Annotated in this window: 18 protein-coding genes and 1 pseudogene; 6 read left to right on the top strand and 13 right to left on the bottom strand. The window is 64.2% G+C overall.

Annotated elements, in window-relative coordinates:
* Positions 1-8 precede the first annotated feature (8 nt).
* Both GGD63_RS15365 and GGD63_RS15370 read right to left on the bottom strand, forming a co-directional pair.
* The gene (locus GGD63_RS15365; RefSeq protein WP_183243341.1) at positions 9-395 is read right to left on the bottom strand and encodes a ferredoxin family protein; all 387 of its coding nucleotides are present in this window, start codon (positions 393-395) and stop codon (positions 9-11) included.
* On the bottom strand, positions 392-1,996 hold the full coding sequence (locus GGD63_RS15370; protein WP_183243343.1) for an FAD-dependent oxidoreductase: 1,605 nt from the start codon (positions 1,994-1,996) through the stop codon (positions 392-394). Before GGD63_RS15370 ends, GGD63_RS15365 begins: the two co-directional genes overlap by 4 nt.
* 438 nt (positions 1,997-2,434) lie before the next feature.
* On the opposite strand from GGD63_RS15370, the gene GGD63_RS15375 reads away from it, so the two are divergent.
* Positions 2,435-2,740: a hypothetical protein gene (locus tag GGD63_RS15375; RefSeq protein WP_183243345.1), complete on the top strand. Its 306-nt coding sequence runs from the start codon at positions 2,435-2,437 to the stop codon at positions 2,738-2,740.
* 57 nt (positions 2,741-2,797) lie between these two features.
* On the opposite strand, the gene GGD63_RS15380 is transcribed toward GGD63_RS15375, so the two are convergent.
* Complete coding sequence (locus tag GGD63_RS15380) at positions 2,798-3,421, bottom strand: helix-turn-helix domain-containing protein (RefSeq protein WP_183243347.1); 624 nt, start codon at positions 3,419-3,421, stop codon at positions 2,798-2,800.
* A gap of 664 nt (positions 3,422-4,085) precedes the next feature.
* Between GGD63_RS15380 and GGD63_RS15385 the strand changes: the two genes are divergently transcribed.
* The 3 genes from GGD63_RS15385 to GGD63_RS15395 are packed head-to-tail and all read left to right on the top strand — an operon-like array spanning position 4,086 to position 6,727.
* Positions 4,086-5,093, top strand: coding sequence for an ABC transporter substrate-binding protein (locus tag GGD63_RS15385; RefSeq protein WP_183243349.1), 1,008 nt, complete (start codon positions 4,086-4,088; stop codon positions 5,091-5,093).
* 1 nt (position 5,094) lies between these two features.
* Positions 5,095-5,910: an ABC transporter ATP-binding protein gene (locus GGD63_RS15390; protein ID WP_183243351.1), complete on the top strand. Its 816-nt coding sequence runs from the start codon at positions 5,095-5,097 to the stop codon at positions 5,908-5,910.
* On the top strand, positions 5,903-6,727 hold the full coding sequence (locus GGD63_RS15395) for an ABC transporter permease (RefSeq protein ID WP_183243353.1): 825 nt from the start codon (positions 5,903-5,905) through the stop codon (positions 6,725-6,727). Before GGD63_RS15390 ends, GGD63_RS15395 begins: the two co-directional genes overlap by 8 nt.
* 27 nt (positions 6,728-6,754) lie before the next feature.
* On the opposite strand, the gene GGD63_RS15400 is transcribed toward GGD63_RS15395, so the two are convergent.
* From GGD63_RS15400 to GGD63_RS15430, 7 genes are read right to left on the bottom strand one after another with little or no spacing between them, the layout of a single operon-like run.
* Positions 6,755-7,102 carry a DUF3088 domain-containing protein gene (locus tag GGD63_RS15400; RefSeq protein WP_183243355.1) on the bottom strand — a complete coding sequence of 116 codons (348 nt, stop codon included), beginning with the start codon at positions 7,100-7,102 and terminating at the stop codon, positions 6,755-6,757.
* Between the two features lie 27 nt (positions 7,103-7,129).
* Positions 7,130-7,450 carry a ferredoxin family protein gene (locus tag GGD63_RS15405; protein ID WP_183243357.1) on the bottom strand — a complete coding sequence of 107 codons (321 nt, stop codon included), beginning with the start codon at positions 7,448-7,450 and terminating at the stop codon, positions 7,130-7,132.
* Entirely contained in the window at positions 7,447-9,075 is a 1,629-nt protein-coding gene (locus GGD63_RS15410; protein WP_183243359.1) for an FAD-dependent oxidoreductase, read from the bottom strand. Before GGD63_RS15410 ends, GGD63_RS15405 begins: the two co-directional genes overlap by 4 nt.
* 24 nt (positions 9,076-9,099) lie before the next feature.
* Positions 9,100-9,882 carry a MetQ/NlpA family ABC transporter substrate-binding protein gene (locus GGD63_RS15415; RefSeq protein ID WP_183243361.1) on the bottom strand — a complete coding sequence of 261 codons (783 nt, stop codon included), beginning with the start codon at positions 9,880-9,882 and terminating at the stop codon, positions 9,100-9,102.
* A gap of 33 nt (positions 9,883-9,915) precedes the next feature.
* Positions 9,916-10,167, bottom strand: coding sequence for a hypothetical protein (locus GGD63_RS15420; RefSeq protein ID WP_183243363.1), 252 nt, complete (start codon positions 10,165-10,167; stop codon positions 9,916-9,918).
* 29 nt (positions 10,168-10,196) lie between these two features.
* Entirely contained in the window at positions 10,197-10,994 is a 798-nt protein-coding gene (locus GGD63_RS15425; RefSeq protein WP_183243365.1) for a MetQ/NlpA family ABC transporter substrate-binding protein, read from the bottom strand.
* A gap of 35 nt (positions 10,995-11,029) precedes the next feature.
* Positions 11,030-12,349: an O-acetylhomoserine aminocarboxypropyltransferase/cysteine synthase family protein gene (locus GGD63_RS15430; protein WP_183243368.1), complete on the bottom strand. Its 1,320-nt coding sequence runs from the start codon at positions 12,347-12,349 to the stop codon at positions 11,030-11,032.
* 252 nt (positions 12,350-12,601) lie between these two features.
* Here GGD63_RS15430 and GGD63_RS15435 point away from each other — a divergent pair, with 252 nt between their 5' ends.
* Positions 12,602-14,008 (top strand): LLM class flavin-dependent oxidoreductase, encoded by a 1,407-nt coding sequence (locus GGD63_RS15435; RefSeq protein ID WP_183243370.1) that lies wholly within the window; start codon positions 12,602-12,604, stop codon positions 14,006-14,008.
* A gap of 11 nt (positions 14,009-14,019) precedes the next feature.
* On the opposite strand, the gene GGD63_RS15440 is transcribed toward GGD63_RS15435, so the two are convergent.
* Entirely contained in the window at positions 14,020-14,874 is an 855-nt protein-coding gene (locus GGD63_RS15440) for a LysR family transcriptional regulator (protein ID WP_183243372.1), read from the bottom strand.
* A gap of 175 nt (positions 14,875-15,049) precedes the next feature.
* Between GGD63_RS15440 and GGD63_RS15445 the strand changes: the two genes are divergently transcribed.
* Positions 15,050-16,621 (top strand): MFS transporter, encoded by a 1,572-nt coding sequence (locus GGD63_RS15445; RefSeq protein ID WP_409334067.1) that lies wholly within the window; start codon positions 15,050-15,052, stop codon positions 16,619-16,621.
* Between the two features lie 19 nt (positions 16,622-16,640).
* Here GGD63_RS15445 and GGD63_RS15450 read toward each other — a convergent pair whose 3' ends face one another.
* Both GGD63_RS15450 and GGD63_RS40965 read right to left on the bottom strand, forming a co-directional pair.
* Positions 16,641-17,450: an acetoacetate decarboxylase family protein gene (locus GGD63_RS15450; protein ID WP_183243374.1), complete on the bottom strand. Its 810-nt coding sequence runs from the start codon at positions 17,448-17,450 to the stop codon at positions 16,641-16,643.
* Positions 17,447-18,027: pseudogene (locus GGD63_RS40965) on the bottom strand (DUF4865 family protein). The gene GGD63_RS15450 and the pseudogene GGD63_RS40965 overlap by 4 nt, the downstream one beginning before the upstream one ends.
* Positions 18,028-18,055 lie beyond the last annotated feature (28 nt).

Below are 18,055 nucleotides of genomic sequence, written 5' to 3' on the forward strand. Positions count from 1 at the left end.
GACTGCTTCTATTTCTGTCCGCCAAGGCCCTCAGGCCCCGCGCCCCGCGATTGGGCCGAAGTTTCGCCGGCACGGCGGAAGACGGTCTCCATCAGCCATTGCTCGTTGGGATAGTGTTCCGCCCATTCGTCCCAGCCGGAATGCTTGCGGTATTGACCCAGGTGGCCGGAGGCCACAACCTCGGTCTCGTCCACGGTGACACGGCGGTCGCAATCGGGTGCGACGTAGATGGCGTCGGCCTGACAATAGAGCTCGCACATGAAGCAGGTCTGGCAATCCTCGACACGCGCGAGGATCGGCAGGCCCCCTTGCCCGGCGTCGAGCACATTGGCAGGACAAACCTCGATGCATGTCCCGCAATCCGTGCAGCGGTCCGCGACGATGAGCTCGATCATGAGGCCGCCTCGAGCTGACCGGTCTTGGCATCCGCAGGAGCACCGTCGGGGGTGACCCAGACCTGATCCAGGCCACCACTGAGCAGACGGACTGCAGGCCCGGAGTCCCGTGAAGGGAAATCCTCGCGGCGATGAAGGCCCCTGCTCTCCTTGCGTGTCGCCGCCGTGGCGACGGACCAGCGCGCCGTCGCCAAGAGGGCCGCCGTCTCGCGCGAGGCGATTGTGCCCGTGTCTGCGTGATCGGCCAACTCGGTCCACAAGCCCTCGAGCGCCTGTGCAGATGCTGCAAGTCCGTGCCCGGTTCGGAATAGATTTTTGTCGAACGGGTGCATTTCGGCGCGCACGCCGTTACGAAGCGCGGCGAGATCGACGGCCTTGCCGCCTCTGCGGCGCTCGCGCCCGATGCGACCAAGCGGCCGCAGCCGGCCCGCGCTCCTCTTCGCGCCGCGCGCCAGGCGTGCCGCGGCACGCCCGGCGGACACACCGGACGAAAGCGCCCAGGCCGAGTTAACATTGCCGCCGCCGGAGATCGCGCCCGCAACCTTCTCGCGCGAGGCGTTATCGCCGGCCACGAACAGCCCCGGAACCGATGTCGTGCCATCCACGTCGTGCACCCGCACCCCACCGATGCCCCTGATGGTGCCGTCGTTGTGCAGTGTCACCTCGAACCGGTCGCGATAGGGATCGATCCCCCAGCGGTCGAACACCAATGGCACGTTCGGCGAGATCGTGTGCAGCCGCGCCTTGATGTCGTCGGGCAAACGGTGCAGCGAGCAGTAGACCGGACCACGCTGAAGAGCGCGTGCCAGACGCAGGGTCTGGTCGGGACCGAACGGAAGATCGAGCTCGTGCCCGTCGGCATCGTAATAGGCCGCGAACGAATACGCCATGCTTCGCGTCATCGTCGAATGCGCGGGCGCAATGGTGTAGGCCGCAGTGAACTCCATGCCGGACATCTCCGCGCCCGCTTCGGCCGCCATGAGATAGCCGTCCCCCGTGTTGGTGCGGGACCCCAGCAGATGAGAGAGGAAGCTGGTGCCGCCGGCCGCAAGGATCACCGCCCCCGCCTCGATCTGATAGGCCCTCCCGCCATCCTGGCGGCGCTTGCCGCGGGCGCCGCCGATCGAGCCGTCGGATCGCGCCAGAAGTTCGAGCACGGGCGAATGATCGAGGACGGTGACGCCGTGGCCCAGTATCTGCTGCCGCAGGGCGCGCATATATTCGGGCCCGCGCACGGCGCGGTAGTTCATCCGTCCATCGTCGTCGACGCCGAATTTGTAGTAGCGCGCCAGTGTCGGCAGCGTACGCCAGGTCTGGTCAAGGATGCGATACATCCAGTCCGCCTCGCCAAGACCAAGGCCGCTCGTAACACGATTGGCAACGGCCGCATCGCGCGCCGCCGGAGGATCCGGCGGGACCCACCAATGGCCCGGCCCCGCCGCAGCCGTGACGCCGCTGGTTCCGCAATAGCCCTTGTCGACCAGTACGACTTTCGCGCCCGATTCTGCGGCGGAGGTCGCAGCCCAGGCACCGGCCATTCCGCCGCCGACGACCAACACATCGGCTGTCAGCGACAATTCTTCGAGCGACGACGAAACCACCGCGTGCCTCCGGACAATAGTGCAGCCGCCCTCCCGCACGGCGGAAGCGTTCCACTTTGCCGCGCATGTTTGGGCGAGGCAGCACGCAGGTCAATGAAAGGCAAAACTCTTTTCACCACGCCTCGCAAACGACTCATGCCGCCGTTGTCGCAGACAGCGAGATGGGCGTTTCGGCGTAGAACAGACTTCCCCGCAGGTCCCCGCGGGCGACAAGGAGATTTCCGGAATACTACGGACGGACGGCGCCGATGATCGTCCAATATGACGGATTTTCGTCCGTCATATGATGCTGGCCGGAGCGCCCCTCGCTCATCCCTTCCATTTTGTTGGATGAAAGCGATCGGCGAAATCATTTCTCGATTCACATCATCGGCAGCTCATTTTATCTACATCTTCAGCGCAATTGAGTGCTTCCTGCTCTTATCCTGGAGAATGACGATGAACACCGCGATGCAGATGATGCCCATGCCGATGATGATGGGCGGCATGATGAACCCCGCCATGGCCGGCGGCATGATGCCGATGATGAACATGATGGGCATGCCGATGATGATGCCCTGCCAGGTCAAGTGCACCATGACCCCCGCTGGCATGACCTGCGAGATGATGCCGATGGACCCCGCCATGAAGGACATGTTCATGAAGTGCTGCGAGAGCATGATGAACATGATGCAGATGGGCATGCCCATGATGATGTGCTGCGGCGGCATGATGATGATGTGCATGCCGATGAAGGCCGCCTGATCGCATCCTTTGGGAAACGATCGAATATGGGCCGGCCTCGCGCCGGCCCTTCTGCGTTCAGCCGTTGGTCTCGGCGTAGGTCATGACGAGGTAGAGGACCGCCTCGACGGCGACCAGGTTCTTGTAGACGTGCGGCACGTCGGCCTCGAACAGGATGGCATCGCCTTCCGTCAGCGTCTGCGGCTTGTCGGGCCCGGCCGTGATCTCGACCACGCCCTTGGCCACAAACAAATTCTCGCGGGTGCCAGGCGCATGTGGTTCGGCCGCTTCGCGGTGAAGCGGACCGATCCTCAACTCGTAGAATTCGACCGGATGATTGCCGTCGAAGGGAAACAGCGCGCGCGACGTAAACTGTCCCTGGCTCGACGTCAGCAGCTTGGCATCGCTGAGGCGGAGAACTTTCGGGCCCCGCGGCGCCTCGGTCTGGAGCAGATTGGCGAAAGGCACGTGAAGCGCGCTTGCGACCTTCCAGAGCAACGCGATCGTCGGAACGCTTTTTCCGGTCTCGATCTGGCCCAGCATGGCCCGGCTCACCCCGGATTGCTTGGCAAGCCGCTCCAGCGAATGGCCCTGACTGGTCCGCAGGCGTCGCAAATTTCGGCCGAGGACGACCGGCAGATCGAGATCGTTCGAGGATGATGCGTTCGTGTCCGGCGACGAGGCGACATGGCCGTCGCTCATGAAGCATCCCACCGCGCGGTCGACACGGCCGGCACGGGCATCGGCACCCAGACCCAGGTGGGCCAGAACCAGCAGAGCGGCATGGGAGCGCCTGTCGCGAAGGGGCCGGCGCCTGGCGACGGCGCAGCCAAAGCCTCGGCCTGACGTCTGCTTCGCTCCGATCGATAGGCTGCGAGGTCGATAATCCGCGCTGAACTCGTAGGCTCTGTCACCTTGTTTGATCCGCGTTCGATGGCGATACGCGACATCCTAGTTCCGCCGGAGCATCCGGCAAGCTGTCGCCGAACAAAACAACGGGGGCGCTGTAAAGCCAGGCCACGTAGCAAAGGCTTCTCGAATTTGCTCGCGCGTTAGCGGATGGCTTCTATCGCCATGCCTGCGGCGATCGTGCGATTGATTGCTGGTCTCGGCGCCGACCGCACAGATTTGACACGTGTTGAAACTGGTCTGCTCGCGCCTCGCTGCGTTGAGAACGCACTTCCTCAAGGGAATGGATTTGGAGAACAAGTCCTCTGGTGAGTGCGATCCAATCAGCGTGTTTCTTTCGAAGATTACGCCGTGACATCAGTTCACTGGACCGGCCGCCCGATTTCCTGACATGTGGCCTCAAATGGCCGGAAAACCTCATCCGCGGCTGACCAAGTTTGAACTCGAGAGACGCAAAATGCCTGCATCGAAATCCCTTTATGCCGCGGCGCTCGCCGTCGTCATCGCAGCAACCGGTGCCAACGCGGTTCGCGCCGAAACAACGCAGCTTCGCATCGCCCAGCAATTCGGCATCGCCTATCTTCCGCTCATCGTCGCCAGCGAGAAGGGGCTGATCGAGGAAGAGGCCAAGGCACTCGGCATTGCGCCGCCGAAGATCGAATGGCTGCGGCTGTCCGGAGCGGCCGCCATGAACGAGGCGCTGATTTCGGGCGGCCTCGATTTCGCAACGGCCGGCATCACGCCGATGATCCTGACCTGGGACAAGACGCGGACCACGGCCAAGATCATCGGCATCGCCGCACTCGGCTCGATGGCCAACATCCTGACCACCAACAATCCGAACATCAAGACGCTGGCCGATTTCACCGAAAAGGATCGGATCGCACTCCCCTCGGTCAAGGTCGGTTTCCAGCCGATCGTCCTCCAGATGGCGGCGGACAAGGCGTTCGGCAAATACGACAAGCTGGACGAGCTCACCGTCAGCATGCCGCATCCGGACGCGACGGCCCAGATCCTGTCGGGCCATTCGGAGATTACGGCGCATTTCACCTCGCCGCCGTTCTCGCAGCAGCAACTGGCGAGCGGCAAGGTGCACCAGGTCCTCAACAGCTACGACGTGCTCGGAGGCCCCCACACCTTCAACGTGGTCTATTCGACCACGAAGTTCGTCAACGACAATCCGAAGACGATCCAGGCCTTCGTCCGCGGCCTCGACCGGGCCAACGAATGGATCAAGGCCAATCCGAAGGACGCCGCCGCGCTCTACATCAAGGCCGAAGGTTCGAAGCTTACGCCCGATTTCGTCGAGAGCATCATCCGCGACAAGGACGTCAACTTCACCACCGCGCCCGAAGGGGCCCAGAAGTTCGCGGATTTCGAGGCCAAGGTCGGCCTGATCAAGCAGGCGCCGGCATCATGGCGCGACCTGTTCTGGTCCGGCCTCGGAGAGAAGCCGGGAAGCTGACATGAACGTCGCTCCGCGACTGACTGGCCTTGTCGGCGATACGGCTTCGCCGGCGCTGCTCGAGCTCGATCACGTCAGCATCAGCTATCCGACGCCGGACGGCATCCTGACGGCCGTTGAAGACGTCAGTTTCAAGATCGCGGCCGGCGAACGGCTGGTCCTGCTCGGCCCGTCAGGCTGCGGCAAGTCCACGCTGCTGCGCGCCGTCGGCGGTTTTCTCAAGCCAAGCGCAGGCGAGCTTCGCATGAACGGCCGGCGGATCGGAGCCCCGGGGCCCGACCGCATGACCGTGTTTCAGGAGTTCGACCAGTTGCTGCCCTGGCGCACCGTGCTCGGCAATGTCCGCTACGCCCTGGAGCGGGGAAAATCGATGCCGCGGCGAGACGCAGAGGGTATTGCGCGGCGCTGGCTCGAGCGCGTCGGTTTGAAAAATTTCGTCGACGCCTTTCCCCATACCTTGTCCGGCGGCATGAAACAGCGCGTCGCGATCGCCCGGGCCTTTGCGCTGGAGCCGGCGCTGCTGCTGATGGACGAACCCTTCGCTGCGCTGGACGCGCTGACGCGGCGGCAGATGCAGGACGAACTGCTCAAACTGTGCGAGGAGACCGGTAATACCGCGCTGTTCGTGACCCATGGCATCGACGAAGCGATCCGCGTCGGAACCCGCATCCTGGCCCTGACGCCGCACCCGGGACGGCTGGCCGCCACTTTCGATGTCCCGCCGGAAACCCGCGCCCGCGGAAGCTCGGGTTTCGGCGAGTTGGAGCGGCGTATCCAGGAGACCGTGTTTTCCGCACCGGAAGTCGACCATGTCTGACATCACGGCCCCCAAACTCGTGCGCGTGCCAACGTGGCGGCGCGCCCTCGAAGGCACGCCCTGGCGGCGCTTCGTCATTCTCGCCGGCCTTGCTCTCGCCTGGGAGCTCTATGCGCGCTGGCTCGACAATGCCCTTCTGCTGCCGACCCTGGGCGCGACGCTGTCGGCGCTGTGGTCGGCCGTCCTGTCGGGCGAGCTGCCGAACCGCGCGTTGACCTCGTTGCGGGTTCTCATCACCGGCTATGCGCTGGGCGTTGCCGTCGCTGCGGTGCTGACGACCCTCGCCGCCCTGTCGCGCTGGGGCAATGAGGCTCTTGGCCTGCTGACGTCGATGTTCAACCCGCTTCCGGCCATCGCATTGCTTCCCATTGCGCTGCTTTGGTTCGGAGTGGGAACGCCGAGCCTGATCTTCGTCATCGTGCACTCCGTTTTGTGGCCGGTGGCGCTGGCCTGCTATGGCGGCTTCCTCGCGGTGCCGCCGACCCTGCGAATGGCCGGCCGCAACCTGGGCCTATCAGGTGGCCGGTTCGTCGCGGAGATCCTGGTGCCCGCGGCCTTCCCGCAGATCCTGTCGGGCTTGCGGATCGGCTGGGCGTTTGCCTGGCGCACGCTGATTGCAGCCGAGCTGGTGTTCGGCGTCAGCGCGCGGTCCGGCGGGATCGGCTGGTTCATCTACACCAGCCGCGCACAGCTGGAGACGGCGAGCGTCTTTGCGGGACTGCTCACGGTAATTCTGATCGGTCTCCTTGTGGAGGGTGTGATCTTCCGCAGCCTGACGCGGATCACGGTGCAGCGCTGGGGACAGGTGCAAACCTAGCGGGAATGCCTGCGATCCCGACCGCTCCTATTGGTGAACATGCGGGAATGCGTAGCGGTCGGCCAGATAGCGGAGTATTCGTTCCGAGGAATCGATGAAGCGCCGGCCGTTGGCGACGCCTGCGTCCTCAGGCACCGGCCGGCTTTCATCGAAGACCAGAACCGGAAGGGATTGATGCTGCTCGCCGAGGATTTCGACCACCGCCGTTCGCGGCCGCGCGAACAGCAGGCGATGCACTTCGATCTGCGTTGCCAGTCCGGGGAACGACGCCAGCAATCCCTCGATTGCATTGCAGTGCGGGCAGACGAAGAAGCGGCCCGGCTGCCCGGGATCTTCAAATCCCGGCTTCAGCAGAAAGAGGCGGTCTCCGCTCATGGCAGGCCTCCAGAGACGACATGATTTTCAATGGCCGAACAGCCGATAGCTCCGATCGGCCGCCCGCAGGTGCCGGCTCTCCTCGACCCAGCCCACCACTCGCCTATAACTGCCCAGCAGGGTCGCCTCCTTCAACGCCGCCACGTCGACCGCTTGCGGCGCGTCGGCGAACGGCGAGACGAACAGCGCATCCTCGGGACAATAGAGCTCGCACAGGAAGCAGGTCTGGCAGTCGCTCTGGCGCGCGATCCGGGGAATGCCGTCGGTCTTGTCGAAGACGTTGGTCGGGCACACGTTCACGCAGATGTCGCAGGCGGTGCACTGTTCCGCATCGATGACCTCGATCATTCCGCGGCCTCCGAATATTGCGCAGACGCCAGCGGACGCGCCGACGTCCAGACATCATCGAGCCCGCCGCTCGTCACCAGATGGAGGTAACGGTCGTCCTGCTCGGGGTAATCGTCGCGGCGATGCATTCCCCGGCTTTCCTGACGCGCCAGCGCGCTGCGGTACATCCAGCGCGCCGTCGCGAGCATGGCGGCCGCTTCGCGTGCCCGCAGCAGTTCCTGCTCCCCCGGCACATCGGCCGCCGACGCATCGGACCACAATGCATCCAACCGCCGGAGCGACTCGCCCAATCGCCCGGCCTCGCGGAAGTAGTTCAGCTCGTAGGGGAACACCTCGTCCTGAACGCTCCGCGCGAGCACGCCGCCCTGCAATGGCCGCCCGTTGCCGGAGCGCAGGCCAACGGTGCCGCGCCGGAAGGACTGGCGCCCGATGGTTGTGCCCAATTGTCGCGCAAACTCGGCGGCGCCCTGCCCGGCCCAAGTGCCTGACGACATCGCCCAGGCGGCATTGTGGCTGCCGCCACCGGTGAAGCCGCCGCAGATCAATTCGCGCGTCGCAGCATCGCCTGCCGCGTAGAGACCCGGCACGGTCGTCGCGCAACTGTCGTCGATGATGCGCAAACCGCCGGTGCCGCGAACGGTCCCTTCGAGGCGCAGCGTGACGGGAAAACGTTGCGTGAAGGGATCGATGCCGGTGCGGTCGAACGGCAGAAAGAAGTTCGGCTGCGACACGCGCATGTGCCGCTGGGTCTCGGCATCGGCCTGGTCCAGCTGGGCGTACACGGGGCCTTTGCGCAATGCGCGCGCAATCACCGAGCGTCCGCCTTTCGACGACGCGCCGGCAATGACGCTGCCCTGCTCGTCAGTGAAGCTGGCCCAGCTGTAGAACAAGGTCTTGGTCACCGATCCGAAGGCCGGCGAGATCGCGTAGGCGTTGGAGAACTCCATGCTGGTGAACTCCGCACCCGCTTCGGCGGCGAGAAGATAGCCGTCGCCGGTCAGCACGTTCGAACCGAGCGTCTTGCTGAGAAAGGCGCATCCGCCGGTGGCGATCACCACGGCTTTGGCGTTCACCGCCCAGCGATCCCCCTTCTGACGGCGCAAGCCCGCAGCTCCCGCCACCACGCCGTTGCCATCGACCAGCAGCTCGAGCGCCGGTGAATGATCGAGGATGGTGACGCCGGCCTGCTTGGTCCGCTTGCGCATCAGCCGCATGTATTCCGGGCCCTGGAGCGAATTCCGCTGCGGCCTGCCGTCGTCATCGGCCGGGTAAGGATAGCCCCAGTCGGCAAGCTGGTTGCTCTGGACATAGGTCCTGTCCAGCACGCGCGCCATCCAGCGGCGGTCCTGGAGATAGCCACCCAGTTTCTCACGGCTGGCCATGGCGGCTTCGCGCCGCTCCGGAGCGGGGTCGACATACCACACACCGGTGCCCGCCGCCGCCGTCGCACCCGATGTGCCGCAAAAGCCCTTGTCCGCCAGCACGACACGCGCGCCACGCTCGGCGGCGCTAATCGCGGCCCAGGTGCCCGCGGGGCCGCCACCAAGCACCAGTACATCCGCGTCGAACACGACGGATCCTGCCGAACTCGACAGCTTCTCGGCACGACCAGGGGAGTTTGTCATCGCTCGTCTCCGAATTGAATCTGTTCAGAACGCAGGTATCTGCCCCGGCAGTTTGTCCTTGATGATCTGGCGGATCGTGTCGTTCTGATAGGCGCGCACCAGCTTCGCGACCCAGGGGGCATCCTTGTCCTTCTCGCGAACGGCGATGAAATTGTTGTAGGGATCGTTGACCGAGGACTCGACTGCGATGGAATCCTTGCCCGGGATGAGGCCGGCCGGTACGGCGTAGTTCGTGTTGATGACCGCAGCATCGACGTCGTCGAGGCTGCGCGGCAGCTGGGCGGCGTCGATTTCACGGATCCTGAGCTTCCTGGGATTTGCGATCACATCGAGCGCGGTCGGCAGAATTCCTACTCCGTCCTTCAGCTCGATCAGCTTTTCGGCCTGAAGCAGTCGCAGGGCGCGGCCGCCGTTCGACGGATCGTTGGGGATGCCGATCGACGCGCCCTCCTTGATCTCGGCAACCGACTTCGCCGTCCGGGAATAGAGTCCGATCGGGGCGACGATCGTCTCGCCGACGGCGACGATCTTGTACCCCCTGGTCTTGATCTGATTGTCCAGGAACGGCTTGTGCTGGAAGGCATTGGCGTCGAGATCTCCGACATCCAGCGCGGCGTTGGGCAACAGATAATCGTTGAAGACGACGACCTGCACATCGAGACCGTCCTTGGCCGCGATCTCCTTCACCTTCGCCCAGACGATCTCGGCATCGCCGCCCGATATTCCGACCTTGATCTTCTGATCCGCGGACGCGGGTGCGGCGAATAGTGCAAAGGCGGCCATCACGAGGAACAAGCGGCGTCTCATGGTCTACGATCTCCTTATGATCTGTTTCAACGTCTACCCGACGCGGGCAACCAGGACGTCCGCCGCGGCATCCGCGAATTCGGAAGACATGTCGTTGAAGAGAGCAAGTTCCTGAACCGTCGCACCACGCGGTCGATGGTTCGAGCCCCTGGAGCCTTGTCTATTCAGGAAAAAACGGTCCAGCGCCCGGACAAACGCCGGCGATGCTGCAATCTCCGAGGCGTGCCTCTCACTTCCTGCCACGAAGGCAAAACTCATCTGATTCACGTCGACGACGTAGATCATGGCGTGATGTCCTTGTGCAGCGAGCCCTCCTAGCTGCTGAACCCTGCCGGAATGAACGCCGGCAGTTTCTCGTCGATGAACTGCTTCACCTCCGGCGAGTTGAACACCTGTATGAAGGCCTTCAGACGCGGATCGTCCTTCTTGTCGGGCCGTGCCGTGAAGCGCAGTACAAGCCCATCATCAACGGTGCGATCGATGATCAGCGCCGACTTGGGATCGCCGCCGGCCGGAATGAGATAAGTGATGTTGACGAGCGCGAGCGTTACGTCGTCAAGCGACCGATAGGTTTGGGCAGGGTCGAGCTCGACTATTTTCAGGTTCTTGGGATTGTCGATGATGTCGAACTTGCTGACCGAAAAGCCCTTGCCGGGCGTCAGCTTGATCAAGCCCGCCCGCTCCAGCAGGATCAGACCACGGGCGCCGTTGAGCGGCTCATTCGGAATGGCGACGCCGTCGCCGGACTTGATCTCGTCGAGCGTCTTGATCTTCTTCGAGAACAGGCCGACCGGCGCGATCACGCCGACCTTGTCGGCCTGCACGAGGTTGAAACCACGCTGCTTGTTCTGGAGCGCCAGATAGGTCGCGTGCTGGAACAGATTGGCATCGACCTCGCCACTGTTCACGACCTCGTTCAACGCCACCCAGTCCGACAGCTCGACGATGTTGACGTCCTGCCCCTTCTCCTTGGCGAGCTTGGCGGCAAAGGACGCCAATTGGCCAACCGGGCCGGCGCTGGTCGCGATCTTCAGCGGTTCGCCGGCGAAGGCGGCGGCTGCGAATGCAAGCCAGAGACCGGCGACCTGGGCCGTACGACGAAGGATTTTCATTGTCTCAATTCCCATTGCAGATCGGGTGATGCGCCTCACGCGGCCTTGCGCGCACCGGCGTCGGCCTGCGCCAGCGCCTGCCCAAGATCCGCCAGGATGTCATCGGGATGCTCGATCCCGACCGAGAGGCGGACGTAGCCCGGGGTAACGCCGGCGGCGAGCTGCTCCGCTGGGGCGAGCTGCTGGTGCGTCGTTGATGCCGGATGTATCGCCAGCGACCGGGCGTCGCCGATATTGGCAACGTGATAGAACAGCTTGAGTGCGTCGATGAAGCGACGGCCGGCTTCGACGCCGCCTTTCAGCTCGAAGCCGACGAGGGCTCCGTAGCCACCCTTCAGATACGCATCCGCCCGGCGCTTGTTCTCTCCGCTCTGGAGGCCGGGGAAGATCACGTTCGACACCGAGGGATGCTTCGCGAGGAAGTTCGCGACCTTCACCGCGTTCTCATTGTGCTGGCGGATCCGCAGCGGCAAGGTCTCGATACCCTGGATGAACTGGAAGGCATTCTGTGGTGCGATCGCGGCGCCGAGGTCGCGCAACAGCTTGACACGGGCCCGCAGGATGTAGGCGATCGGGCCGAGCGGCTTCGCCGCCTCGGTCCAGATCGCGCCGTGATAGGCCTCGTCGGGCTTGTTCAGCAGAGGGAAGCGCTCCGCATGCGCAGCCCAGTCGAAGTTGCCGCCGTCCACGATGGCGCCGCCGATCGCGGTGCCGTGGCCGCCGATATATTTGGTCGTGGAATAGACCACCACCGCTGCGCCGTGCTCGAACGGACGCGCGATCAGTGGCGAGGCCGTGTTGTCGAGAATGAGCGGCACGCCCAGCGAGCGGCCGATATCCGCGACTTCCTTGATCGGGAACACGTTCAGCTTGGGGTTCGGGAGCGTCTCGCCGAAATAGGCCCGCGTCTTTGCGTCGGTCGCGCGGCGGAAGTTTTCGGGATCGGCGGGATCGACGAACCGCACCTCAATGCCGAACTGCTTCAGGGTCTGCGAGAGCAGCGTCCAGGTCCCGCCGTACAGATCGGTCGACGACACGATGTTGTCGCCGGCTTGCGCGATGTTGAAGATCGCGAAGGCCGAGGCAGCCTGTCCCGAGGCAACGGCAAGGGCCGCTGCCCCACCCTCCAATGCCGCAAGCCGCGTTTCGAACGCCTCCTGCGTCGGATTGCCGATTCGGGTATAGATCGGGCCGAGCTGCTCGAGCGCGAACAGGCGCGAGGCGTGATCGGCGTTCTCGAACTGGAACGACGTGGTCTGGTAGATCGGAACCGCCACCGCGCCGGTGGCGGGATCGGTGCGGTACGATCCACCGTGCAACGCCAGCGTCTCGAAGTTCCGGGTTTCCAAGGCCATCTGCTTTTCCCTTTCGATCTCGAGAGCGCGCCGGGCGCGACGAGCCCTGCTTGTCGATGAAAATGATGCGGCCGGATTCCGCCTCTGTCGAGCGCTCCAGGAAAATAGCGATGCACGTGCTGCATCATCGCCGCCTCGCAACGCGTTTGTTTCCACGCCCTTGCCGAATTGGAAACAAACTCGCTCGCACGAAATGTTAATAACGGTCGTGCGCAGCGAATGCGCTTCGCAGATAGACGATCGAGCCAGATCATGACGAGACCGCGCGAGTTGCGCTTCAACGCCTTCAACATGACGGCACCAAGCCACAATTGGGCCGGGCTATGGTCTCATCCGCGCGATGCGTCCGTCGACTACAACACGCTTGATTATTGGGTCGACTACGCCAAGACCGCAGAGCGAGGACTGCTCGACGGCATCTTCCTGGCCGACGTGTTCGGCGTGTACGACGTCTATGGCGGCAATGCCGATGCCGCCGCCCTGCATGCTGTGCAACTGCCCAACGCCGACCCGACACTTCTCGTGTCGGCCATGGCGCTCGTCACCAGCCATCTCGGCTTTGGCATCACATCCAACCTGACCTTCGAGCACCCCTATCAACTCGCACGCACGTTCTCGACGCTCGATCACCTTACGAAAGGCAGGATCGGCTGGAATATCGTCACCGGATATCTCGATAGCGGCGCGCGCGGCATGGGCCTTCCGGCTGGCCGCGCCCACGACGACCGCTATGACGCGGCCGAGGACTTTCTCACCGCGGCCTACAAGCTATGGGAGGGAAGCTGGGAGGACGACGCGGTTCGCCGCGACCGCGGCAGCCGCATCTTCACGGACCCCGCAAAGCTCCACCGGGTTCTGCATGAAGGTCCCTACTTCAAGGTCGACGGCATCCATCTCGCCGAGCCTTCGCCGCAGCGAACCCCGCTCTTGTACCAGGCCGGCACCTCGACGCGTGGCCGCACCTTCGCCGCCCGGCACGCGGAAGCGATCTTTCTCAACGGCCAGACCAGGCCGATTCTTGCACGCGCCGTCCGCGAGATACGCGAAGCGGCCAGGACCTACGGCCGCGATCCCTACGACATCCGCCTGTTCGCCGGCGCGACCGTGATCGTGGCGCCGACGCGGGCCGAGGCGAACGACCTGCTCGAGGACTACGCTCGGCATGTCGACCAGACCGGCCAGCTCGCCCTGCTGTCAGGCTGGACCGGCATCGACTTCTCGACCTACCGGCCCGACCAGCCGATCGAATATGTCGAGAGCAACGCCATCCAGTCGATGGTCGAAAACTTCACGGTGCGGAGCGACCGGCCGGTCAAGGTCGGCGACCTCGCGAGACTCAGCCGCGCCGGCGCCCGGTCGCCGTTCGTGGTCGGCTCGCCGCAGGACGTCGCCGACGAGCTGATCGCCTGGGCAGATGAGACCGATGTCGACGGTTTCAACCTGTTCCGCCTGGTCGCGCCGGAATCGCTGAACGCCTTCGTCGATCTCGTTGTGCCGGAGCTGCAATCGCGCGGCGTCTACAAGACCGCCTATCGCGACGGCACGCTGCGCGAAAAGCTTTTCCCTGGGCGCGGCCCGCGGCTGCACACCACGCATCCCGGCGCGGGTTTCCGGCGCTCGCCTTCAACGGGCGCACTCCAATCCGACGCGGCTGAATAGCGGGGCGAAGCTCACAGCGGTGTGCGATGCTCGCGGAATGCGGTCGCCAATGCTCCTAGCGCGGCGCGAGACCGGCGGTCGGTCAGGGACGAATGAAGCACGACCTCGGACGACGGCAGCTTGGGAAGTCCGAGTTTCGCGCCGACGTCGATGGTGCCGGCCGGCGCGATCCGATAGGACAGCGGCGCAATCGCAAGCCCCGCGACGACGGCCGCGTGGACCGCCGAGGAGCCGCCGCCCAAAAACACCTCCGTCCATTTGATGCGGGCCGCATCCAACGCCTGCGTGGCGATGTTGCGCACACCGCAGGTCGGAGCCAGCGCGGCGAGACGCAATGGTTCGCCCGGCCTGTGCTCGAACCCTTGCGCCGCGAACCAGCCGAAGCGCTCATGCGCCAGCGTCTCTCCATCACGACGATCGTCCTCGCGCTGGACGATGGCTGCATCCAGCCGTCCCTGATCGAACAGATCAAGGAGATTGCGCGAATTGTCGAGTTGGACCTCGATGGTCAAGTTCGGGTCGTGCGCATGAAGCCGTGACAGCAAGGCCGGGACTTCCGGCCCCGCGACATGCGCAGCAATGCCCAGGCCGAAATGGCGTGGAGGCGCATTGAGCCCGGAGATCGCGCGTTCGTGCGCCACAACGAACTCCCGGGCGCCTTGCAGGAAGGCCGCGCCCTGCGCCGAGAGCCGCACCGATCGCGGCGTCCGCTCGAGCAACCGATGCCCGATCCGATCCTCGAGCCGTTTGAGCTTGACGCTGATCGCGCCTTGCGTGGTTCCCAATGCCTTGGCGGCCCGCGTGAAGCTGTGCAGATCGGCCACCATCACAAAAGCCCTGACGGCATCAACATCAAGCGAAAGCATTCCATCATCCCGCTTTGTTGTCTCTGAAATCTATATTGATCGGATTTTGTTGTGGTCAAGGGCTTCCTATGTTCGCCCGGCCTGACGCGGACCCGGCGCACGGGAAACCAGTCTCTTCCCGGAGCGAGCGACGTCGTGCGTCCGGCAATCAGCGTCACCTTTGGAGGTCATAGCCTTGACGGTCTCACCATCACGACGAAACACGATCGCCCTGGCCGCGGCGTGCCTCGCGTCCCTCATGTTCGGCCTGGAGATTTCCAGCGTGCCGACGATCCTGCCGACGCTGGAGACGGTACTGCACGCAAACTTCCAGCAGTTGCAATGGATCATGAACGCCTACACCATCGCGGTCACGACCGTGCTGATGGCCACGGGCACGCTGGCCGATCGCTATGGTCGAAAGCGCGTGTTCGTCGTCAGCATCGCCGTCTTCGGCCTCGCTTCCCTGATCTGTGGCCTGGCGCAAGACGCCCTGGTGCTCATCGTCAGCCGCTTCCTTCAGGGCATGAGCGGCGGCGCGATGCTGATCTGTCAGGTCGCGGTTCTCTCCCATCAGTTCCGGGAGGGCCCTGAGCGCGCACGCGCCTTCACCGCTTGGGGGATCATCTTCGGCATCGGCCTTGGTTTCGGACCGATCATCGGAGCGGCAATTGTCGCGGTTTCCGGCTGGCAATGGGTATTCCTGATCCATGCATTGATCGCGATCGTGACGATGGCGCTTGCCGTGACGGGCGTACGGGAATCCCGCGATCCCGACGCAAAGCATCTCGACATCGCCGGCATCGCGACACTCTCGACGTCGGTGTTCTGCGTCGCCTTCTACATCACGGAAGGCCCCGCGTTCGGCTTCGCTGGTCTGACCGGCCTTGTGATCGTCGCGGCCGCCGTTCTTAGCTTTGCCGGCTTCGTGTTGGCGGAATTGCGTAGCACCCGCCCGATGTTCGATTTCTCAGTGTTCCGGATACGCGCCTTCTCGGGCGCCCTGCTGGGATCGGCCGGCATGAATTTCAGCTTCTGGCCCTTCATGATCTACCTGCCGATCTTCTTCCGCAGCGCCCTTGGCTACGACAATGTCGCGGCCGGCCTCGCGCTGCTCACCTACACGCTGCCAACACTCGTGATTCCGCCGTTCGGCGAGCGGATATTGCTGAGATTCGGCGGCGGCATCGCCGTCCCCTTCGGCCTGTTCGTCATCGGCCTCGGCTTCATGCTGATGTGGATCGGCAGTGGCGTAGAACATGTCACCTGGCTGACGCTGGCGCCCGGATGTCTGATCGCGGGCGCGGGCCTTGCCCTCACCAACACGCCGGTGACGAACGTCACGACCGGCGCGGTCTCGAGCGCGCGAGCCGGAATGGCATCGGGCATCGATATGAGCGCCCGCATGATTTCCCTGGCCATCAATATCGCCTTGATGGGTTTCATCCTGACCGCCGGCATTTCCTCCTGGCTGCGCAGCGCGATGCCCGGTGGGATCGATCCCGTTCGACTGCAGGATCTCGCGCAGCGGATCGCAGGTGGCGCTGCTTCCGTCTCGGATTTTCCCGAGCTCGGCTTGCTGTCGGCAGCGGAAGTCGCCGTGAAAGATGCGCTGATCCAGGGCTTCAGGCTGGTGCTGCTCTACGGTGGGCTTTCGGTCTGGATCATGGCGCTGGCGAGTTTTGTCATCTTTGGCGGAAGCTTCGCACGAAAACGCCCTGCGCAGACCGGCGAGGCGGCGAAGTGCTTTCCTCGCCCATCATCTTGATTGGATGCGACGGAGCCCCCTACAGCAGCACCTTCTGGTCGAGGTATGGCTTGCCGCCTCGCGAATGCTGCACCCGCCCGCCGCGCGGCGCGATGACAGGCAGCTCGGCCAGTGCATTCACGACGTGATACATGGTCGGCAGGTCACTCCATGCGGCACGGTGGAAACGCACGGCCCCTCGCCCGAACTGCCGCGATTTGTCGGGGTCTTCAGCCGGCGTCAACGTCACCTGGCAGAGCTCGTGCTCACCCCAGGCTCCCGTGCGCGGGACATATTTCAGCATCAGCGTTCCATCGGACGTTGCCAGCTGCGCGGCGGGCGCAGGCCGCAGATCGGCCACGGAGAGTTCGAGGAAACGAAAGCCCATCCAGCCAGCGGTGCAGACCCGGACACCCTCGCTGTGCCGGGGCGGATCGACCTCGGCATAGAGCTTGGGATGCCCGATCTCGTCCCGTCCCGTGATGATCGGATCGGCGAGGCTCTCCCAGACCACGGCAAGGAATCGCCCCGCGGCATGATTCCGCGCGCCATCGAAGCGCGCGGGCCAGCTGACATGGATCGTGGTGTAGCCTCGGCCGGCAAGCCAATCGATCTCCGTCATGTAGTGAAATTCCACGGTGACGACGGGATCGCCGGCCAGCGAAAAGCCCTCCGGCAAATGACGCTGCAACATCGCAGCATCGGTCAGAAAGCTAACAGCAACCGAGAGCCGACGAGGACTCGCCGCCGGATTCCCGACAACGCCGGCAGGCAGTTGCCGGGGCCCTGGCGCCGGTCCGAAATGGGTCGGCATCCGGTAGATGCGTCCGGGTTCGAACCGATAGCTCATCGCGTGCTCGCCGACGGCAGCGAGTCCAGCAGCGGCCTTGCCAGGTGCAGAACCTCATAGGCGACGGCATCGCCCTCCCCGGCCGGCTCTTGCTCGGAGAGCAGGATACGCGTGAACGTCCAGCTCTGCGGGTCGACGCCGATGATCGCGGCCACAGCTCCCGGCTGCGCCGCCACCTCGCGATTGCGCGCAATCTCGGCAGCGAAGGCGGCGGTCAGATCGGCATCGAGCGGGATGCTCAGCTCCTGCTTATAGATGAAGCGGGCGTCGCTGACCCGACGCGACGCGCATCGAGCGAGAAGCGCGTCTGAATGTTCGCCCGGCCAAAGCTGTCGGTGACGACCTTGTAACGGCCGCTCACCAGGAAATTGCGGAAGGCCTCGTCGGTTCGCCAGAGATAGAGCGACGAATAGCTGCTCGCGATCGCGCCGAAGCGGCCACGCTCGCGGAGCAGGAAGCCCTTGAAGTGCAATTCGGGAACGTTGTTCCACAGCGCGCCGCGTTCCCTGGCGCGGCTGCGGATGAGTCCGATGTCGCAATCGGCGGGAAGGCGATGGATGTAGTGAGCGATGGTCATCTGGCATGTCTCTTCGTTGAACTTCAGC

The sequence above is a fragment of the Bradyrhizobium sp. cir1 genome, from assembly GCF_014198245.1.
Classification (GTDB): domain Bacteria; phylum Pseudomonadota; class Alphaproteobacteria; order Rhizobiales; family Xanthobacteraceae; genus Bradyrhizobium.

Bases quoted from the DNA above. Each gene is read 5' to 3' on its own strand.
- GGD63_RS15365 (WP_183243341.1), bottom strand. From the start codon at position 395: ATGATCGAGCTCATCGTCGCGGACCGCTGCACGGATTGCGGGACATGC.
- GGD63_RS15375 (WP_183243345.1), top strand. From the start codon at position 2,435: ATGAACACCGCGATGCAGATGATGCCCATGCCGATGATGATGGGCGGC.
- GGD63_RS15380 (WP_183243347.1), bottom strand. From the start codon at position 3,421: ATGAGCGACGGCCATGTCGCCTCGTCGCCGGACACGAACGCATCATCC.
- GGD63_RS15385 (WP_183243349.1), top strand. From the start codon at position 4,086: ATGCCTGCATCGAAATCCCTTTATGCCGCGGCGCTCGCCGTCGTCATC.
- GGD63_RS15390 (WP_183243351.1), top strand. From the start codon at position 5,095: ATGAACGTCGCTCCGCGACTGACTGGCCTTGTCGGCGATACGGCTTCG.
- GGD63_RS15395 (WP_183243353.1), top strand. From the start codon at position 5,903: ATGTCTGACATCACGGCCCCCAAACTCGTGCGCGTGCCAACGTGGCGG.
- GGD63_RS15400 (WP_183243355.1), bottom strand. From the start codon at position 7,102: ATGAGCGGAGACCGCCTCTTTCTGCTGAAGCCGGGATTTGAAGATCCC.
- GGD63_RS15405 (WP_183243357.1), bottom strand. From the start codon at position 7,450: ATGATCGAGGTCATCGATGCGGAACAGTGCACCGCCTGCGACATCTGC.
- GGD63_RS15410 (WP_183243359.1), bottom strand. From the start codon at position 9,075: ATGACAAACTCCCCTGGTCGTGCCGAGAAGCTGTCGAGTTCGGCAGGA.
- GGD63_RS15415 (WP_183243361.1), bottom strand. From the start codon at position 9,882: ATGAGACGCCGCTTGTTCCTCGTGATGGCCGCCTTTGCACTATTCGCC.
- GGD63_RS15420 (WP_183243363.1), bottom strand. From the start codon at position 10,167: ATGATCTACGTCGTCGACGTGAATCAGATGAGTTTTGCCTTCGTGGCA.
- GGD63_RS15425 (WP_183243365.1), bottom strand. From the start codon at position 10,994: ATGAAAATCCTTCGTCGTACGGCCCAGGTCGCCGGTCTCTGGCTTGCA.
- GGD63_RS15430 (WP_183243368.1), bottom strand. From the start codon at position 12,349: ATGGCCTTGGAAACCCGGAACTTCGAGACGCTGGCGTTGCACGGTGGA.
- GGD63_RS15435 (WP_183243370.1), top strand. From the start codon at position 12,602: ATGACGAGACCGCGCGAGTTGCGCTTCAACGCCTTCAACATGACGGCA.
- GGD63_RS15440 (WP_183243372.1), bottom strand. From the start codon at position 14,874: ATGCTTTCGCTTGATGTTGATGCCGTCAGGGCTTTTGTGATGGTGGCC.
- GGD63_RS15450 (WP_183243374.1), bottom strand. From the start codon at position 17,450: ATGAGCTATCGGTTCGAACCCGGACGCATCTACCGGATGCCGACCCAT.